Annotated in this window: 17 protein-coding genes and 2 tRNA genes; 9 read left to right on the top strand and 10 right to left on the bottom strand. The window is 62.3% G+C overall.

Annotation, left to right across the window (positions count from 1 at the left end):
- Positions 1–335: 335 nt before the first annotated feature.
- Both ABY403_RS03570 and lipB read right to left on the bottom strand, forming a co-directional pair.
- Positions 336–911 carry a cytochrome c family protein gene (locus ABY403_RS03570; protein ID WP_372838908.1) on the bottom strand — a complete coding sequence of 192 codons (576 nt, stop codon included), beginning with the start codon at positions 909–911 and terminating at the stop codon, positions 336–338.
- Positions 912–1,009: 98 nt separating this feature from the next.
- Positions 1,010–1,666, bottom strand: coding sequence for a lipoyl(octanoyl) transferase LipB (gene lipB / locus ABY403_RS03565; protein WP_372838906.1), 657 nt, complete (start codon positions 1,664–1,666; stop codon positions 1,010–1,012).
- 175 nt (positions 1,667–1,841) lie between these two features.
- Here lipB and ABY403_RS03560 point away from each other — a divergent pair, with 175 nt between their 5' ends.
- The 6 genes from ABY403_RS03560 to ABY403_RS03535 all read left to right on the top strand — a co-directional run bounded on the left by ABY403_RS03560 (position 1,842) and on the right by ABY403_RS03535 (position 8,680).
- Positions 1,842–3,419, top strand: a complete 1,578-nt coding sequence (locus tag ABY403_RS03560; protein ID WP_372838903.1) for a peptidoglycan-binding domain-containing protein — start codon at positions 1,842–1,844, stop codon at positions 3,417–3,419.
- 141 nt (positions 3,420–3,560) lie between these two features.
- Positions 3,561–3,647 (top strand) — tRNA-Leu (locus ABY403_RS03555).
- Between the two features lie 334 nt (positions 3,648–3,981).
- A complete protein-coding gene (locus ABY403_RS03550; protein ID WP_372838901.1) occupies positions 3,982–5,091 on the top strand; it encodes an ABC transporter ATP-binding protein in 1,110 nt (369 codons plus the stop codon).
- Between the two features lie 100 nt (positions 5,092–5,191).
- Entirely contained in the window at positions 5,192–6,265 is a 1,074-nt protein-coding gene (locus ABY403_RS03545; protein WP_372838898.1) for an ABC transporter substrate-binding protein, read from the top strand.
- A 61-nt stretch (positions 6,266–6,326) separates the two neighbouring features.
- Positions 6,327–7,610 (top strand): ABC transporter permease, encoded by a 1,284-nt coding sequence (locus ABY403_RS03540; RefSeq protein WP_372838895.1) that lies wholly within the window; start codon positions 6,327–6,329, stop codon positions 7,608–7,610.
- Between the two features lie 116 nt (positions 7,611–7,726).
- Complete coding sequence (locus tag ABY403_RS03535) at positions 7,727–8,680, top strand: ABC transporter permease (protein ID WP_372838893.1); 954 nt, start codon at positions 7,727–7,729, stop codon at positions 8,678–8,680.
- A gap of 32 nt (positions 8,681–8,712) precedes the next feature.
- Here ABY403_RS03535 and ABY403_RS03530 read toward each other — a convergent pair whose 3' ends face one another.
- From ABY403_RS03530 to ABY403_RS03500, 7 genes are read right to left on the bottom strand one after another with little or no spacing between them, the layout of a single operon-like run.
- Positions 8,713–9,651 carry an AEC family transporter gene (locus ABY403_RS03530; protein WP_372838890.1) on the bottom strand — a complete coding sequence of 313 codons (939 nt, stop codon included), beginning with the start codon at positions 9,649–9,651 and terminating at the stop codon, positions 8,713–8,715.
- Positions 9,651–10,448: an MBL fold metallo-hydrolase gene (locus ABY403_RS03525; RefSeq protein ID WP_372838888.1), complete on the bottom strand. Its 798-nt coding sequence runs from the start codon at positions 10,446–10,448 to the stop codon at positions 9,651–9,653. Before ABY403_RS03525 ends, ABY403_RS03530 begins: the two co-directional genes overlap by 1 nt.
- Entirely contained in the window at positions 10,445–11,242 is a 798-nt protein-coding gene (locus ABY403_RS03520) for a TatD family hydrolase (protein ID WP_372838886.1), read from the bottom strand. Before ABY403_RS03520 ends, ABY403_RS03525 begins: the two co-directional genes overlap by 4 nt.
- Before the next feature lie 15 nt (positions 11,243–11,257).
- A complete protein-coding gene (locus ABY403_RS03515) occupies positions 11,258–12,373 on the bottom strand; it encodes a DNA polymerase III subunit delta' (RefSeq protein ID WP_372838883.1) in 1,116 nt (371 codons plus the stop codon).
- Positions 12,370–12,996 (bottom strand): dTMP kinase, encoded by a 627-nt coding sequence (tmk, locus tag ABY403_RS03510; protein ID WP_372838881.1) that lies wholly within the window; start codon positions 12,994–12,996, stop codon positions 12,370–12,372. Before tmk ends, ABY403_RS03515 begins: the two co-directional genes overlap by 4 nt.
- A gap of 7 nt (positions 12,997–13,003) precedes the next feature.
- A complete protein-coding gene (locus ABY403_RS03505; protein WP_372838879.1) occupies positions 13,004–14,170 on the bottom strand; it encodes a D-alanyl-D-alanine carboxypeptidase family protein in 1,167 nt (388 codons plus the stop codon).
- A gap of 17 nt (positions 14,171–14,187) precedes the next feature.
- Entirely contained in the window at positions 14,188–15,033 is an 846-nt protein-coding gene (locus tag ABY403_RS03500) for an SPOR domain-containing protein (RefSeq protein WP_372838876.1), read from the bottom strand.
- A gap of 312 nt (positions 15,034–15,345) precedes the next feature.
- Here ABY403_RS03500 and ABY403_RS03495 point away from each other — a divergent pair, with 312 nt between their 5' ends.
- Both ABY403_RS03495 and ABY403_RS03490 read left to right on the top strand, forming a co-directional pair.
- The gene (locus tag ABY403_RS03495) at positions 15,346–16,404 is read left to right on the top strand and encodes an SH3 domain-containing protein (protein ID WP_372838874.1); all 1,059 of its coding nucleotides are present in this window, start codon (positions 15,346–15,348) and stop codon (positions 16,402–16,404) included.
- 150 nt (positions 16,405–16,554) lie between these two features.
- Positions 16,555–16,642: transfer RNA gene (locus tag ABY403_RS03490), tRNA-Ser, on the top strand.
- A gap of 536 nt (positions 16,643–17,178) precedes the next feature.
- Here ABY403_RS03490 and ABY403_RS03485 read toward each other — a convergent pair.
- Positions 17,179–17,763, bottom strand: coding sequence for a TetR/AcrR family transcriptional regulator (locus ABY403_RS03485; RefSeq protein ID WP_372838872.1), 585 nt, complete (start codon positions 17,761–17,763; stop codon positions 17,179–17,181).
- Between the two features lie 75 nt (positions 17,764–17,838).
- Here ABY403_RS03485 and ABY403_RS03480 point away from each other — a divergent pair.
- Positions 17,839–18,241, top strand: a 403-nt coding sequence (locus tag ABY403_RS03480; protein WP_372838870.1) for a biotin/lipoyl-binding protein, incomplete at its 3' end; no start/stop codon positions are given.

Below are 18,241 nucleotides of genomic sequence, written 5' to 3'. Positions count from 1 at the left end.
CGTAGAGGTTGGGCCCGACCTTGCCGCCTTTCACCAAAACATCGCCTGACGGCGCGATGACTGAATGACATGCCTTGCAAAGCGTGAATGCCTTTTGGCCGGCCTCGGCATCGCCGTCAGCCAAGGCCGCGCCGGTCATCGCCAGCAAAAAGGTCGAGGCTGCAATTATGGTTTTCATGGCGGTTTCCTTCATTCGTTGGTCGATGTTGCTTTACGGCTCGCACTTGTGCCCTTGGTCCGAGGCGTGCAGATGCGCCCTGAGTCGGGGTCTCTGTTCTGCAGTCGGAAATTATAATAGTTATTAACGTTCCTGCGGCAGAAAGTGAAGCCGCGCGTCAGGGGGTTGGCCCCACCGCCTCAAGATAGGTGATCAACGGGACGTGCCCCTTGACCAGCGAATAGACCATGGTGCCCTCGGCCCGCACGTCGCCAGTTGCCTCGCGCAGGAACCGCTTGGGGTTATAGGAATAGCGCAGGATATTCTCGACCGTCCAGACAAGGCCCGCCTCGGCTGCTTGCAGCATCGATTCAGAATAGGCGAAGCCTTCCTGCATCCCGGCCGGTTTGTCGATGATGCCATAAAGGTCGGGCCCTAGACCCGATCCTAGTTCAATGACCTCGCCATCAGGCTTCGTGATCGAATGGCAGGGACGGCATTGCAGGTAATATTCGCGTCTGTTGGCGGAGGTGACCTCGGCAGGCCCCGCCGCGGCAAGGGTGGCGATCGCGGCGGCGATTCGTTCATCTGATGTGGTGGCTGAAATATTTGGCGTACCGGCAGTAACGGCATTTTCAGATGTGGCACCGGCGCTGGGCGCTTCAGTCGTCTTGTCGCCGAGGGTGTAATAGCCGACGCCACCCACCACTACCAAAAGCGCCAAACCGCCAATTACCATCTGATCTGTGCGCATCCGTCTCTCCCAGCTTCCGTCTGGACAAGTGTTATTGCCATGGGCGCGAATGCCCATACGCAGCGATGTCGCATGCGTCTGATCTCACGCAGAATTGCTCATTTCTCTCCGGGCAGGCTTTGCTCGAATGCGGCCATCAGCGCGGCGTCAAGATCTGCCATCGTGACCGGCAACCCCAGATCGACCAAGCTGGTCACACCGTGCCCGCTAATGCCACAGGGCACAATCCCTCCGAAATGGCTAAGGTCGGGCTCGACGTTGATGGCGATGCCGTGAAAGCTGACCCAGCGGCGCAGTTTAACCCCAATTGCCGCAATCTTGTCTTCGCGCGGGCTGCCATCGGGCAGGGGCGGCTTTTCAGGGCGTGTCACCCAGACCCCGACGCGCCCTTCGCGCCGCTCGCCACGCACACCGAACTCGGCCAGCGTGGCGATCACCCAGTTTTCCAGCCCGCAAACGAAACGGCGCACATCGCGGCCCCGGCGGTTGAGATCCAGCATCACATAGGCCACGCGCTGCCCCGGCCCATGATAGGTGTATTGCCCGCCGCGCCCGGTTTCATGAACCGGAAAGCGATCCTTCCAAAGCAGGTCGGTGGCGCGCGCTGACGTGCCAGCGGTGTAAAGAGGCGGGTGTTCAAGCAACCACACCGCCTCGTCGGCGGTGCCTTGCGAAATCGCGGCGACACGCGCCTCCATGAAGGTGAGCGCCTCGTCATAGGAAACCAGCTTTGGCGAGGTGATCCATTCCGGCATTAAACGTGCTCCGTGCGGGCCAATCCGCTGCTGTTAACTGCGAAACGCCTTGATCTGAACCCGATTCGGGCGAACAATTGCACGGAAGTAGCCCCCATTCGAGGGGCGAGTGTTGCCCGCGCGCTCGGTTCACTCGAACCGCCAGAGCTGGCCCGTAGTCAGGAGGAGAGTTGAGATGATCTCGAAGCGAATTGCAATGGTGCCCGTCATCGTGACGCTTGGCATGACCCCTGCGGGAATCGCCTTGGCTGACAATGGCCTTGTAGGTGGCCTGATCGGCGGCCTGATCGGCGGCGCGATCATGAATGAGGCGGCGCGCAACAACAACAACAACACTCGCACGACCTCTACGGTCAGTTCGGCGCAACGCGAAGCAAACCGCGAGGTGCAGATTGCGCTTAACCATTTTGGCTTCAACACCGGCACACCTGATGGCGTGCTTGGCCAGCAATCGCGCCGCGCCATTTCGGATTACCAGATCGTGCTGGGCTATCCGCCAACAGGTACGCTGACTGACTACGAGCGGTCGCACCTGATCTCTTCGTATCACCGCGCTATTGCGGGGGGTGCGCTGACCATGCAGCAGGCGGCAACAAACCCGATGGGGATGCGTGGCTTGCTGGTGCTTTGGCGTGACGAGGCGATGGGCATACCGCCGCAAGGCATCATTTCCAAGGCGCCGACCGAGCCCGAGTTCAACAAGGCGGCGACACCCGAACCAGCGCCTGCCCCGGCACCCAGCCCCGCGCCGATTCCGGTCATCACGGCAGAGCCCGCACCTGCGCCAGCATCACCGGGCCTGCCGAACTTCCTTGGTGGCGCGGTCGTGCAGGCATCCTTGGCCTCGCATTGCAACCGCGTCAGTCTGATCACGTCGAGCAATGGCGGCTTTGTTACCGCCGCCTCTATGACCGATCCGCAGCAGGCGCTGGGCGAGCAGTTCTGTCTAGCCCGCACCTATGCGATCACCCAAGGCGAAGAGGCGATTTCGCGTGTCGTTGGCGTTTCTTCTGCTGAAATCGTAACGCAATGCGCAGGTTTTGGCCCTGCGATGGCGGAACACATCGCGGCATTGTCGCTGCGGCCGCGGGCCGAAGTGCTGGCGGGTGTTTCGAACTTCGCATTGGGCAGTGGCATGGCACCGGTGCAACTTGCCGCCACCGCCAAGATCTGCCTCTCGGTCGGCTATCGTACTGACAATATGGATGTGGCGATTGGCTCGGCGCTGTTGCTGACCGCGCTAGGCGACCGCGTCTATAGCGAACTGCTCGGGCACCATCTTGCGATGGGCTTTGGCACCACGGCGCGGCCAGACCTTGCGCTTGACTGGTATCAGAACGGGCTCGACGCGCTGGACGCGGGCAGTGCTGCGGTATTTGCCCCCGGCCAGCCCGAACGGAACGAACTGATCCGCAAGGCGGCCTATACGCTTGGCGGTCGTAGCGATCTGATCGCGCCGATGGCACCCGCACCTGCCGCCCCGGCACCGACCGGCTTGCCGACCTTCGCCGCAGCCCCGGCACCCGAGCCTGTGCCGGTGCCCGCACCCGCCCCGGCACCCGCACCGCAGATGGTGATGGCGCCCGCGCCGACCCCGGCACCCGCGCCTTTGATGGCCGCAGCACCCGCGCCGGTTGAGCCGCCAGCGGAAGTGTTGCCGGTAATGGCCGAAACGCCAGCGGTTGCGCAGCCGGTTGGCGTGGCAACCGGCCTTGTCACGATTCTGACCCTGCCTGCGCTGTTCTTCCGCTAAGCAAGGGCTAAGCGAAACAGGGCCGGGGGGCGCTTGCCCCCCGGCCTTTTGCTTGGTTGCAGCAAATCCGCAAGACATCGAAAAATCTGCTTTCCTTCGCCACGGCGCTCGGCTAAACACCGCGCCACCAAGCCTTGGCGTGCGGTCGTGGCGGAATTGGTAGACGCGCAGCGTTGAGGTCGCTGTGGGGTAACACCCGTGAAAGTTCGAGTCTTTTCGACCGCACCAACTTGCCTCTCTTCGGAACCATCGCCCAACGGAGCTTCTGGCGCTGACCCCGGAAATCCGGGCCCGCGCAAGCTGCCTTGGGGCAGGGGGTTATGCTGCTGCGCAGAAATTAGGCTGCAATGGCAGAAAACAGGCTATAGCGACATTTACCTACTGGTCGCTTGCGATGCGCAAATTGCCGCTTTTGGCGGATAAACTCCCTACAAGTCGAAAATCATGGCCCGCAGTGCCGCTGTGTGGATCTGGGCTGAACAGACGGGTTGTTTTTTTATTGGGCCTTCGATTTAGTTGCGGCAGGGGACACCAAAAACAAAAGCCGAACGGGGAGCCCGAAGTGACCGAAAGCAATACCGCCCGAAAAGGCGATGGCTTTGTCGTATTTGATCGTGTGCAGAAAAGCTACGACGGGCAGACCCTCGTCGTCAAAGACCTGAACCTTTCGATAGCGAAGGGCGAGTTTCTGACCATGCTTGGGCCTTCGGGGTCTGGCAAAACCACTTGTCTGATGATGCTTGCAGGTTTTGAAACCGCGACGCATGGCGAAATCAGGCTAGATGGGCAACCCATCAATCAGGTGCCGCCGCACAAGCGCGGCATTGGCATGGTGTTCCAGAACTACGCGCTGTTTCCGCACATGTCGGTGGGCGAGAATATGGCCTTTCCGCTCGAGGTGCGCGGGATTGGCAAATCGGAGCGCGAGGCCAAGGTCAAGCGGGCGCTTGATATGGTGCAGATGGGCGACTTTGCGCATCGCCGCCCCGCGCAGCTTTCGGGTGGCCAACAGCAACGCATCGCGCTGGCACGCGCCTTGGTGTTCGACCCCAAACTGGTGCTGATGGATGAACCCCTCGGCGCGCTCGACAAGCAGCTCCGCGAGCATATGCAGTTTGAAATCAAGCACTTGCACGACAACCTCGGGCTGACCGTCGTCTATGTCACGCACGATCAGGGCGAGGCGCTGACCATGAGCGACCGAGTCGCCGTGTTCAACGACGGCGTGATCCAGCAGCTCGATGCGCCAGATGAGCTATACGAGCGCCCGCGCAACAGTTTCGTTGCGCAATTCATTGGCGAAAACAACAAGCTGCCCGGCGTGATCGAGCAGATCGAGGGCAACAACGCGCTGGTGCGGCTGAACACCGGCGAATTGATCGATGCAACTCCAGTCAACGTTACGCGCAAGGGCCAGAAAACGCTGGTATCGGTGCGCCCCGAGCGGGTGGAGTTCAAGCCCGAGATGATGCCCCAAGGCGCGCATATGATCGACGCCGAGGTGATCGAGTTGATCTACATGGGCGACATTCTGCGCGCCCGTCTGCATGTGGCGGGAACCTCGGATTTCGTGATGAAGATGCGCAACACGATTGGCCAGACCCGTCTTTCACCGGGCGAGGCCGTGAAGATCGGATGGCACCCGCAAGATGCCCGCGCGCTTGATCCCTAAGCCGTTACCCGGCGCAAGGCGCAAATGCGCCGCGTGAAAAAGCTGCGATCAACGCAGCAAACTTGAAGAAACGACAAGACCAACAACCAGGGAGACTGCAATGAAAAAGATCCTGACCGTCACTTCTGCCCTGATCGCCGTCGGTGCTGCCGCCAGCGCGCAGGAACTCAACGTCGTCTCGTGGGGCGGCGCTTACACGAAAAGCCAAGTCGAAGCCTACCACAAGCCCTTCACCGAAATGACCGGTATCCGCGTCAACTCGATCGACGCCGACAACCCGGTGGTGCCGCTGAAGGCGCAGGTCGAGGCCAAGAACGTCACTGGCGATCTCTTTGACATCGAGCTTTCCGACGCCGTGCGCATGTGTGACGAAGGCTTGCTTGAGCCGATCGACCCGGCGATGCTGCCGCCCGCACCCGATGGCACCCCCGCGACCGAAGACTTCGTGCCCGGTGCGCTTTCCGAATGCGCGGTGGCGACGATCGTGTGGTCCACGGTGTTTGCCTATGACGAATCGAAGTTCCCCGGCGAAAAGCCGTCGACCATCGCCGATCTTTTCGACACCACGCGTTTCCCCGGCAAGCGTGGCCTGAAGAAGGGCCCGAAATCGACGCTAGAGATGGCGCTGATGGCCGATGGCGTGCCCGCCGCCGAAGTCTATGCCGTGCTGTCCACTCCCGAAGGCGTGGACCGTGCCTTCGCCAAGCTCGACACCATCAAATCCGACGTGATCTGGTGGGAAGCGGGCGCGCAGCCCCCGCAACTGCTGGCCGATGGCGAGGCGGTGATGGTCACCGCCTATAATGGCCGTATTTTTGATGCGATCGCCGCCGAGGGTAAACCCTTCCAGATCGTTTGGGATGGCCAGTACATGGACTTCGACCTCTGGGCGATTCCGAAAGGCGCGCCGCACCTTGAAGACGCGATGAAGTTCCTTGCCTTCTCGACCGACACCCAGCGTCTAGCCGATCAGGCCAAGTGGATCAGCTATGGCCCGGCGCGCAAATCGTCCTCGGCACTGGTTGGCCTTTATCAGGACGGCAAGACCGAGATGGCACCACATATGCCCACCAACCCGGCGAACATGGGCAATGCCCTGGTCAACGACTTCGAGTTCTGGGCGGACCACGATTCCGAGCTCAGCGCCCGCTTTGCCGCATGGCTGGCTGGTTGAACTTGAAATGGGGGCGGCGCTTACGCGCCGCCCCATCCACTTTGCCTGAAAGTCGCGCCCCATGTCCGACGCCCCGGCCCATTTGACCACCGCCGATGGCCAGCCGCTGCAAACGGCGCTGGCACGCTCGCAAGCGCGGCTGCGCCGCCGCGCCTTTCTGCTGGTAGCGCCGCTTTTTCTGTTCGTGCTCATCACCTTCGTGGTGCCGATCGGGCAGATGCTGTTTCAATCGGTTTACAACCCCGGATTCATCGAAATCGAAAACCGCGATACCGGCGAGGTCACGCCGTTGATGACGAATGTCACCGCGTGGTTCGAGGCCAACCCCCAGGGCACCGCGCCTGACGAGGCGGCCTATGCCGCCCTCGCCGCCGACCTCAAGCACCTCAAGGAGATGCGCGCCGGCGGCGTGGTGGGCGAGCGGATCAACTACGATGTTCCCGGCACCCGCTCGCTGTTCACTTCGAGCGTGCGCAACGCCGACAAGTTGGAACCGCCCTACCTTGAATCTGTTCCCGCCGCCGATGCGCGCTGGGCCGATCCGCTGGTCTGGCGTGCCATGCGCAGCGCGTCGAGCGGTTTCACGGTGCAATTCTACCTCAATGCGCTGGATCTGACGCGCGATGGCAACGGTGAAATCGTGCGCATCGACGAAAAGGAGCGCGTCTATATTCTGCTGTTCACGCGCACGCTCGCGCTTTCGGCGGCGATCACGGCGATCTGCCTCGTGCTCGCCTTTCCGATTGCGCATCTGCTGGCCACCCTGCCTTTGGCAAAATCGAACTTGCTGATGGTGCTGGTACTGCTGCCGTTCTGGACATCGCTTCTGGTGCGCACGACCTCGTGGATGGTGCTGCTGCAAAGCCAAGGCGTGGTGAACGACATCATGGTGGCGCTGGGTATCATCGGCGACGATGGCCGGATTCAGATGATGTACAATCGGATCGGCACGATCGTCGCTATGACGCATATCCTGCTGCCCTTCATGGTGCTGCCGCTTTACTCGGTGATGCGCCCGATTCCGCCAACCTATGTGCGCGCCGCGCGCTCGTTGGGGGCCACCTCGTGGACAGCATTCCGCCGGGTCTATCTGCCGCAGACGCTTCCGGGCATTGCTGCGGGCGCGCTGTTGGTCTTTATCCTCGCGGTCGGCTACTACATCACCCCGGCCTTGGTTGGCGGTGCTGACGGACAGCTGATTTCCAACCTGATCGCCTTCCACATGCAAAAATCGCTGAACTGGTCACTTGCGGCGGCGCTGGCCAGCCTGCTGCTGTTCGGGGTGCTGGTGCTCTACTGGCTCTACGACCGCCTGATCGGCATCGACAACATGAAGCTCGGCTGACCCATGATCTGGAACCGCTGCTATCTGATTGCTGAAATATCCCCTAGCCGCCGGGGCATTGCCGCGCCTTTGACATGGCGCAATCCCCCGGCACCCGAGCACAAAAGGAACGCGTGATGGCACTTCCTTCCTACGCAAGCCCGCTCGAACGGATTTGGCACGCTACCTATCTGGTGATCTGCGTGCTGGTCTTTCTGTTCCTGATCGCGCCGATCCTTGTGATCATTCCGCTGTCGTTCAACGCCGAGCCCTATTTTACCTTTACCGACAAGATGGTGGCATTCGACCCCGAGGGCTATTCGCTGCGCTGGTATGACAGCTTGCTGACCTTTGGCATGCAAAACCCCGATGCGCCGCGCGATTCTTCGTGGTGGTCGGATGTCTGGCACAACACCACTTGGCTGCGGGTCACCAAGAACTCGATCATCATCGGTTTCTTCGCCACCATTCTCGCGACCGTGCTGGGCACGCCGGCGGCACTTGGCCTTTCGCGCCCTGAAATGCCCTACCGGCGGTTGATTATGGGGGTGTTGATCTCGCCGATGATCGTGCCGTTGATCATTACCGCGACGGGGTTGTTCTTCTTTTACTCCAACCCCTGCGCGCTTTTGGTGCCCTTGGGGTTGCCTGCCGATTGCGGCAGGCTGGCGGGCACCTATCTGGGCGTGATCCTTGCACATGCGACGCTGGGCATTCCCTTTGTCATCATCACCGTTACCGCCACGCTGACCGGGTTCGACCATTCGCTGACCCGCGCTTCGGCGGCACTGGGTGCCAACCCGCGCACGACCTTCTTCAAGGTGGTGATGCCGCTGATCATGCCGGGGGTGATCTCGGGCGCGCTGTTTGCCTTTGTCACCTCATTTGACGAAGTGGTGGTTGTTCTGTTCGTGGCCGACCACACGCAGCAAACCATCCCACGGCAAATGTGGAACGGAATCCGCGAACAGATCAGCCCGCAGATCCTTGCGGTGGCCACAATCCTTGTGGTGATTTCGGTGGCGCTGCTGACCACGGTCGAACTTCTCCGCCGTCGCTCTGAACGCCTGCGCGGTGTCGCGCCGCGCTGAAGCGGCTGGGTCTGGCCCCACCTAGCCGCCCCTCAGGGCAGGATGGCAAGCCATGCCCAGACCGTGAAGATCGAGGCGGCGGTGGCGATCAGCACGCTAGAGGCTGCAACCCGCCGCGCTGCGCCATACATATTGGCGAATAGATAGGCGTTCACCCCCGGAGCCATCGCCGCGGTCACAACTGCGGAACGCAGCGCCGCGGTTTCCAGCCCGAAGCCCCAGCGCCCGAGCCCGTAGGCCACCGCCGGATGCACGATCAGCGATAGCCCCGTGACCATGCCAATCGCCTTCATATCGCCTTCGGGGCGATATCGGAACAGAACCCCGCCAAGGCCGAACAGCGCGGTTGGCAGCGCCGCGTTGGCCATCATGTCCACCGCAGCCCAGATAGAGCCGTGCAACGCCAGCCCCGACAGGTTGACCACAAAGCCCGCAAGGATGCCGATGACCATCGGCGTCTTCAAGATTCCCGAAAGCGCATTCAGGGCAACCCTGCCCATCGTCGCGCCCGAGCCGTGGCTGCGCACCCCTTCCATCAACGTGATGCCAAAGGTGTAAAGCAGCGGCGAATGGATCGAAATGATGGCGAAGTTACCCGCCAGTGCCGAGGTACCATAGGCGCGTTCCGTAATCGGGATGCCAAGCAGCAACGAGTTGGAAAACAGGCAGCAAAAGCCGATTGCTACCGCATCCGGCGTCGAGCGCCCAAACAGCACCCGCGCCCCCATCAGCCCCAGCCCGAACGCCGTGAAGGCACCCGCGTAGAAAGAGATCATCAGCCCCGGGTCATACGAGTTGCCCAGATCGAGCTTGGCGATCGAGCGGAACAACAGCACCGGCACCGCGAAACTTTGCGCAAAGCGCATGACGCCATCGACCGCGCTTTCAGAAAAAAGACCGCGCCACGCCACGACGTAGCCAAAACCGATCACCAGAAACACCGGCAGGATGACGTCAATCAGTGCCGTCATCAGATGTCGAACTCCAGCACCATACCGTCATAGGCGGGCACCACATGCGCAGGGGTTTCGGCGGCCACCCGGTCATGGTCGAGGTCAATGTGCATGTTGGTCAGCACCGCGCGCGCCGGGGCCGCGCGGGCAATCCATTCTAGCGCGCCGGCCAGATGCACATGCGTCGGGTGCGGCTTGCGCCGCAGCGCATCGAGCACCCAGCACTCCAGCCCCTCCAGAAGTGGCCAAGATGCTGCCGGGATTTCCGAGACATCGGGAATATATGCGAGCGATCCGATGCGGAACCCCAGCGCGTCGATATCGCCATGCCGCACGGCAATAGGGGTAAAGCCGATAGGCCCGCCCGCACCATGAATCTCGAACGGTTCGCGGATGGTGTGAAGGTCGCAGATCGGCGGGTAGGAACTGTCGGCGGGCTGCACGAAGGCATAGCCGAACCGCGACATCAACGATTCCTGCGTTTCGCCATCGGCCCAGACCGGTATCCGCGCGCCGGTGTTGTAGGTAATCTGGCGAATATCATCGAGCCCGTTCACATGGTCGGCGTGGGCATGGGTGAAAACCACCGCATCCAGCACCGATACGCCCGCGTCGATCAGTTGCGCGCGCATGTCGGGGCCAGTGTCGATCAGCGCGCGCGTCACCCCGTGCGGCCCCGACCGCTCGACCAGAACCGAGCAGCGACGGCGCGTATTGCGCGGGTTGGCAGGGTCGCACTCGCCCCAGTGCCCGCCGATCCGCGGCACACCGCCGGATGAGCCGCACCCCAGAATGGTAAAGCGCAGCCGGGTCATGCCGTGGCCCCCGAGCGGGTGAACAGCCGGTCGAAATTGGCTGAAGTGGCGGCGGCAAACTCGGCAAGGCTCAGCCCGTAAAGCGCGGCACCCACGGCGGCGGTATCGGCGACATATGCAGGTTCGTTGCGCCGCCCGCGGTGCGGCGGCGGTGCCAGATAGGGCGCGTCGGTTTCCACCAGAATCCGATCAAGCGGCGCTGCGGCAAAGATGTCGCGGATGTCCTGACTTTTAGGGAATGTGGCGATGCCGGACATCGACAGATAAAAACCAAGATCAAGCGCCACGCGCGCCAGTTCGGCTGAAGACGAAAAGCAGTGCATGACACAGCCGAACGCGCCCGCGCGGTGCTCTTCGGTCAAGATTTGTGCCATATCGTCATCAGCGGCGCGGGAATGGATAATCAGCGGCAGCCCGGTCTGGCGCGCCGCCTCGATGTGGATGCGCAGGCTTTGTTGCTGCGCCACGGCGCTTTCGGCGGTGTAGTAATAATCCAGCCCGGTTTCACCGATGCCGACAAACTTCGGATGCGCGGCAAGCGCCACCAGCTCCGCGACGCTGACCGGGGCATCCTCGCCTGCGCGCATCGGGTGCGTGCCTGCGGCCCAATAAAGCCCTTCATGCGCATCGGCCATCGTGCGAACCCGGTCCACATTGTCCATCCGGGTACAGATCGTGACCATCCGTGTCACGCCTGCGGCGCGCGCGCGGGCGATCAACTCCACCAGATCATCGTCGAAGTCGGGAAAATCGAGGTGGCAATGGCTATCGACGAGGGCGGGCGGGGTTGGCATCGGCCGTTCCTTGGCTCAGGCAGCGGCTGCGGCCGCCGAAATATGCAACACCATATCCATGACCAGCGCGGCGGGGTCAAGGTTCACCGCCCGTGCACGTCGCGCCCGCGCGCCAAGTTCTTGTTGTAATTGCGCCCAGCGGCGCGCATCGGCCAGCCCGGCCGCCAGCCGCTTGCAGACAGCAGCTTCGCCCGGTGCGGCCTCGATGCCAAGGTCGCCGGTCACCCCGGCGCGTGCCAATCGTGTCAGAAACAGATCAAAGAAGTCGAGCATCAGATCGAAGCGCGCGTCCTGCCCCTTGCCCGCGGCGAGGTCGGAAAATGCGAGCGCCGCGGTGCGGTCGAACCGCGGCTGATCGGCCATCAGCGCCACAAGGCGCGCGTAGAGATTGAGCCCGTCGAGTTCGGCAATCCGCAGCGCGGCACCTACCGACCCGCCAGAAAGCGCGGCCATCGCCTCGGGCGCATTGGTCTCGACCCCTGCTTGCGCCAAGGCCTTCGCCATGTCGGCAGGTTCCAATGGCAGCGCGCGCAGTTCGCGGCAGCGCGAGCGAATGGTTGGCAAAAGCCGCGCGGGCTGATGCGCAATCATCAGGAACGTCACATTTGCGGGCGGCTCTTCAAGCATTTTCAGCAATGCGTTGGCCGCCGAATTGTTCAACTCGTCAGCAGCATCGACAATAATCACCCGCCGTCCGCCATCAACCACCGAAAGCTGCAAGAACCCCTTGAGCTTGCGCGCCTCCTTGACGAGGATTTCGCTGGCGATGGCGGTTTCCTTGTCATTCAGCCCGCGCCGCAGCAAAAACAGTCTTGGTTCGGACAATGCGTGTATGCGCCGCACCACCGGGTGGTCGGGTGCCACATCAAGGCTGTCAGGCGGGGGAGGTGCGAACATTTCACCCGGTTCGGGTGTGGCCAGCAAAAACCGCGCGATCCGCCACGCCAGCGTTGCCTTTCCCACCCCACGCGGGCCGGCGATCAGCCAAGCGTGGTGCAAGCGCTGCGCAGCAAAAGCTGCCAGAAACTCGGCCTCGGCGCGGTCTTGGCCAAAAAGCCGCTCAGTTTCGCGTGGATGCGCAGCGCCCGGCGCGCGGTCGGGTTCTGGAAACTCTGCGTCAGCCGCGCTCATGTGCTGGCCGGTGCGCCAAGCGCAAGGCGCGTTGCCGCCGCCACGTCGCGCGCCACATCCTCTGGCGCGCGGGTGCCGTCGATCACGCGAAAGCGCGTGGAAAACTCTTTGGCCAGCGCCAGAAAACCTTCGCGCATCCGCTGCTGCATACCCAGCCCGAAATCCTCGAACCTCTCTTCATGCCCTTTGCGCGCCAGCGCGCGGCCCAACCCCTCGGCGGGGTCGATATCGACAAGGAAGGTCAGGTCTGGCTCGACGCCGATCATCATTTGGTGCAGGGCATCGACGGTGCTGCGCAGATCGCCGCGCGTAAGGCCCTGATACATCCGCGTGCTATCGGCAAAGCGGTCGCAGATGACGATCCGGCCCGCGGCCAGTGCAGGGCCGATTGTGCGCTCCAGATGGTCGCGGCGGGCTGCGGTGAACAACAATATCTCGGTTTCCGCAGACCAGCGGTCGGGCGACCCCTCCAGCACAAGGTGGCGGATTTCTTCGGCGCCGGGGCTGCCACCGGGTTCGCGCGTTACCAGCACGTCGTGGCCCTCGGCCCGCAGGGTTTCGGCCAAAAGGCGCGCCTGGGTCGATTTGCCCGAACCGTCGATGCCCTCGAAGCTGATGAACATGCCCGCCTCAGCCGCCGACGGCTTCGGCGAACTTGGCCGCAAGCCGCGCGAAAGCGGCGCGAAGGCGCACAGAGACCCCGCCCGCGGCAACTTCATTGGCGGCAATCAGCGGCACACGCTTGGTTCCCGCAATCCCCGGCACTTCGATCACCAACTCGCCCAGCACCTGCCCGGCGGCGATGGGTGCTGTGATGGGGGCGTCAAAGATCGCCTCTGCGGTAATGCCTTCGGCTGCGGGAACGGCCGGCACCAGCGTGCGTAATTCCTGTGCGGCCACCAAGGACACTTCGCTTTCCGCCCCAAGCCAGACCGGAGCCGAAGCGACAGGTGCATCCTTTGCAAACAGAGTCTTCAGCAGAAACTGCCGAAAGGCCCAGGCACTGATCTGTTCGGCCTCGCGCGCGCGGTCAGCCTCGCTGTCGAGCCCCGAGATCACGAAGACGATCCGCCGCTCACCCTGCATTACCGAACCGACCAGCCCATAGCCCGCCTCTTGGGTGTGGCCGGTTTTCATGCCATCGGCACCAATGCCCATGCCCAAAAGCGGGTTGCGGTTGTTCTTGTTGGCCTCAGAGCGGTCTTTGTAATTGTATTCGGTCTCGGCAAAGACCGGATAATACTCTGGAAACTCGACGATGATGCGGCGCGCAAGCTCGCCCAGATCTCGCATGCTCATAAGCTGCATCGGGTCGGGCCAGCCGGAAGCATTGGCAAAAGTCGAGTTCATCATGCCAAGGCTGCGGGCACGTTCGGTCATTTGCGCCGCGAAACTGTCTTCGCTGCCGGCAAGCCCTTCTGCCACCACGACGCAGGCATCATTGCCCGAATTGATGATGATGCCGTGGATCAGCTCTTCCACAGTGGGTCGGTCGGATTCGTTGAGAAACATGGTCGAGCCGCCCATCGACTTGGCGCGCGTCGATACTGCGAACCGCGTGTCGAGCGAAACGCGGCCGTCGCGCAGGGCTTCGTAGAGCATGTAGAGCGTCATCAGCTTTGACATCGACGCAGGCGGCATCGGCGCGTCGGCGTTCTTTTCCAGCAACACGGTGTCGGATGCAAAGTCATACACCCAGGCCGCGCGGGCGGCGGTTTCAAAGGCGCGCACGGGTGTTGCCGCGATCAGCGCGGCGACGAACGCGGTTAGCAGTGTGCGGAGAACGGGGTGAAGCATCGGGCTCTTTCGCTGGCTCAGTTGGAAACGGCGTAGGCGTCGGTATAGCCAAGCGACTTGACCTTGGCCAAAAGCGGTGCCCGCTCGGCGGCGCTTGCTGCCGGGCCGGCGATCACGCGCCAGAAGGTTTTGCCGTGGCTGGTTCCGGTCTTGATCAGGGCGCCAAGCCCGGCGCTGCGCATCTGTTCGGCCGCGCGGTTGGCATTGGCCTCGACGCTGAAGATGCCGATTTGCACATAAGCTTGGGTCAGCGTGGTGGCGGTTGATGTGGCGGCGGGTGCCACCGAAGGGGGCGCTGCTGCCGCTGCGGGTGCCGCGGCTTCGGCGGCAGCAATCGCCGCCGCAGCGGTGTCGGTGACGCTTTCAAGCGGCGTGGCGCTGATTGCATCGGGTGCCGTGGCAACCGGGGCAGGGGCTGGGTCTGCTGCAATTTCCTCGCGCCGCAGTGCCGTTACCGAAAGCTCGACCGGTTGCCCGGCCAGCACGCCAAGCGCCGCCGCGGCTTCGGAAGAAACCTGTATGCGCGGGCCCGGTGATGCTCGCTCGCGTCGGAACAGCGCGCCGATCACGAACTTGCCGTTCGCGGCGTTGCGGATGATGACGCGTTCGGGGCTGGTCACGCTTGCATCGGCTACCCAGACCCCACCCAGCGAAGGACGCCCATCCCAGAGGCCCTGATCGGTCAGCGAAAAGACCTCGGGTGCCTCGACATCGCGTTCGACAAGACGAGTGGTCACCTCGGCCTCCGGCAGGCCTTGGGTCGCGGCATCGCCGCCACCCGGTTGCGTGCCTTCGCCGCAGCTTGCCAGCCCCAGCCCCGTTGCCAGAAACGCCAACGTCAAGCTGATCCGCGCCTTGGTCATTCATGCCCCCTTCGCGCGGCTGGTCGCCGCGTCTGTCTGATACTGCCCCGCAAGCCCGTTGGCCTGTTGCCGCGCGCGAACTCTACCTGCTTCGCCGCATCAAGAAAAGTGCGCATGCGGCGGCTGGCGGTTTTGTGCCCCTGTCGCACATCGGGCCACCAAAGGCGTGTAAAAGCGCATGTTTGCGGCCCGTCTGCGTGGCTTTGGCGCACGAAAAGGTGTATGTTGGGCGCAGCCCGGAGTGGCAGGTCAGTAACGATCATTGGTTTCAGCCCCCGGCTTGGGGCGGGGAAAGCTTGGGGAGGGCACATCATGGCAAATATCCGCACTATTCAGCGTGTTGCAGCTGCGTTGGCAGCGTTGCTGGCTTCGGCGGTCGCGGCTGCTGCGGTTGAGGCCGTTTCGACCACGTGGCTCAACGTGCGTTCCGGCCCCGGAACGGGCTTTGCCGTGCTGACCACGCTGGCACCCGATATGGTGGTAGAGGTGACAGAGTGCCAAGACAACGGCTGGTGCTATGTCGAGCATATCGGGCCAAGCGGCTGGGTTTCGTCAACCTATCTCGCGGCACCACCCGCAGCAGGCGGTGGCAATTCCGATTGCCGCCTCAATCTCTCGCTTACCCCAAGCGGACCAAAGCTCGAATTGCTGTGTGGTTCGGGCAGTGTGACGCTGCCATTGCCCGGTGCCACGCCAGAGCCGCCAGCGCCGCCCGTCGGTGATCAAGCGTGTTTCTACCTTGATATCAACTATGGCGGGCAAGAGTTCTGCTACGGCGTCGGCACGATGAACTCGCTCAACGCAACCTTCAATGATCGCATATCCTCCGTGCGTCTGATGGGTGTCGCCAAGGCGCGGCTGTGTGACGCCACCAATCTTGGCGGGCCGTGTTTTACCATTGCCGCCGATACACCGGCGCTGGCGGTGGCCATCAACGACAAGGCATCGTCGCTGGCAGTCTACACCGGCACATGGCTTGAAGTCGTGCCGATGCCGCTGATGCCGATCATCCCGCTTGCGCCAGTAACCCATTCTTCAGGTGCGATCGATCTGCACCAGACCTTCACCGCCAACCTTGATAACGGTTCGGTCGGCGGTGCCGGGGTCGATCTCTGGTATCGCGCGGCGACCGCCACCGAGAAGTTCCTTGCGCCGCGCAACGGTGCGCAACTTGCGCTCGGCAATGGCTCTAACCGTGGTTTGGCGGGGTGCCGCATCGCCTCGTACAGCGGTGCCGAGATTCCGCTTTCGGCGATTCCGGTGGGAACCTATGTCTGCGTGAAGACCAGCGAGGGGCGCACGGCGCAGATTCGCCTGAACGGCTACGCGGGCACCACCATGAAACTCGGCTACACCACTTGGGCCAATTAAGCGCGTTTCGGGGCGGTCAAGGGGCCGCCCCATTCCGCTGGCGCGCACACCCTTTCGCCGGGCTTTCAGAATCGCTCAGAACACGCTAAGGCCCTGCCCGTCCAGGCTGGCCGCACCCAAAACACGCGCGGGTTGCACCAGCATCACCTCGGAAGGGTGGCAGAGTGGTCGATTGCTGCGGTCTTGAAAACCGCCGATGTGCAAGCATCCGTGGGTTCGAATCCCACCCCTTCCGCCACTTGCCCCTGTAAAAGCGTTCTCCGATCCGGCTGCGGCCGTTTTTTTGTTGTTTTCGGGGGTTATGCGGCTGGGGCTAAGCGCCGGCACCGCTGCCAAGTGGCGCAGAAGCAGCATTCTCAGCGCCGTAAGTCTGGGCCGCTTGGTGAGTAGCTAGCAAGTGCTGGAAAACTCAAGAGATATTTGTCGTTTTAACTCGACGCTTCGATCCCAGAGGCGTTCGTGGGATGGAGCATGAGCGATCGTTGGAAGGGTGGCATAGGCTCAAAGACAGGTTAGCTGTCAGACCTGCGCGCGGCGCGCTTGCGAGGGCTTTCCTGCAAGATGGCGCGGATACGGACCCAAGTCTTGCGGCCGATGATCGCGTTGTGCTTGCCGCTCGGGCTTATGCCTATGCGCCTGTAGTCTGCCTCGGCACCCCGCAGACCGATTTCTTTACATGGGCCGTGCCTTCGTAGGGGCAGGCCAAGCCTCAGCTGCAAGAGCAATCCCGTGGCAGGTCACGATCTCCGGATGGTTGTCTTTCAACGACGGCGATTATTCTGACGACGCCAGCAGTCGTGATGCTTGGAGTATTCCTTCCCAGATCAGATCCAGCGCCGCGCCAAGAGACAGGTCATCTTCGTTCTCCCAAAGGAAAATCGCCCTTGGGATTGCGTCGATGATACTGCTGGCGAGCGTGGCGGCTGTCTGGCGATCATTCACGCGACGGCACAGACACTCGGTGAGTTCGCGGCGCTCCTGGCGTTGAAAATCTTCGAGGATACCTCTCAGCTTTTCGTTTGCACGAAGGACTTCTCCTACCATTCTGAGAACAGGCTCATCCCCGGTCAAGGCCTCCATGTGCTTGTCCAGAAACAGCTTTATGTCGCGCGCCAGCGATCCCGTGCCGTCGCGGAGGGCGGCCTTGCCTTCCTCGCAGAAGGCCAGAGGCGCCCCGACCGCGGCCGCCTCCTTGTTCGGGAAATAATTGAAAAAGGTCCGCGTGCTGACCCCCGCCGCCGCGGCGATTTCTTCCGTAGTAATCGATTCAAGGCCGTGCTGAATCGCCAGTTTCAGGGTGGCCAGCTGGATCTCCCGCGCCGTTGCTAGCCGCCGTCTTTCTCGTAACGAAAGCGTCATCTGTAAGTTCCTTGCATAGTGTGCAATGTGTGCGTATTAGGCAAATCATATCGGGCGGTCAAGGATTGGAAGCAGATGAAGGTCAGTGTTTGGAACATGATTGGCGTGGTGCTCGTGCTAGCGGGCTCTGCTACGATGATAAATGCACAACCTGCGCCCATGGGGCAATCGGGGGCGATGAAAATCGAAGTCGGCGTCGTCGAGATGACGCTGCAGGAGATTCCGCGTGTCGTGACCTCGCCGGGGCGAGCGGTCGCGTTTCAGCAGGTAGAGGTGCGCCCCCGCGTGGGCGGGGTGATTGAAGAAATACTCTTCACGCCGGGACAGGTGCTTAATGTTGGTGATCCCTTGTTCAGGATCGACGATGCTGCGTATCTCGCAGCTGTAGCGAGTGCCCGTGCGAACGTTGCCACCGCAGAAGCCAATCTTCCTGTGTTTCAATCCGCATATGATCGTGCCGAGCAATTGGCTGGCAGTG

Origin of the sequence: Phaeovulum sp. (assembly GCF_041596715.1) — a bacterium.
Lineage (GTDB): Bacteria > Pseudomonadota > Alphaproteobacteria > Rhodobacterales > Rhodobacteraceae > UBA6213.
This window is presented reverse-complemented; position numbering and strand designations above follow the sequence as displayed.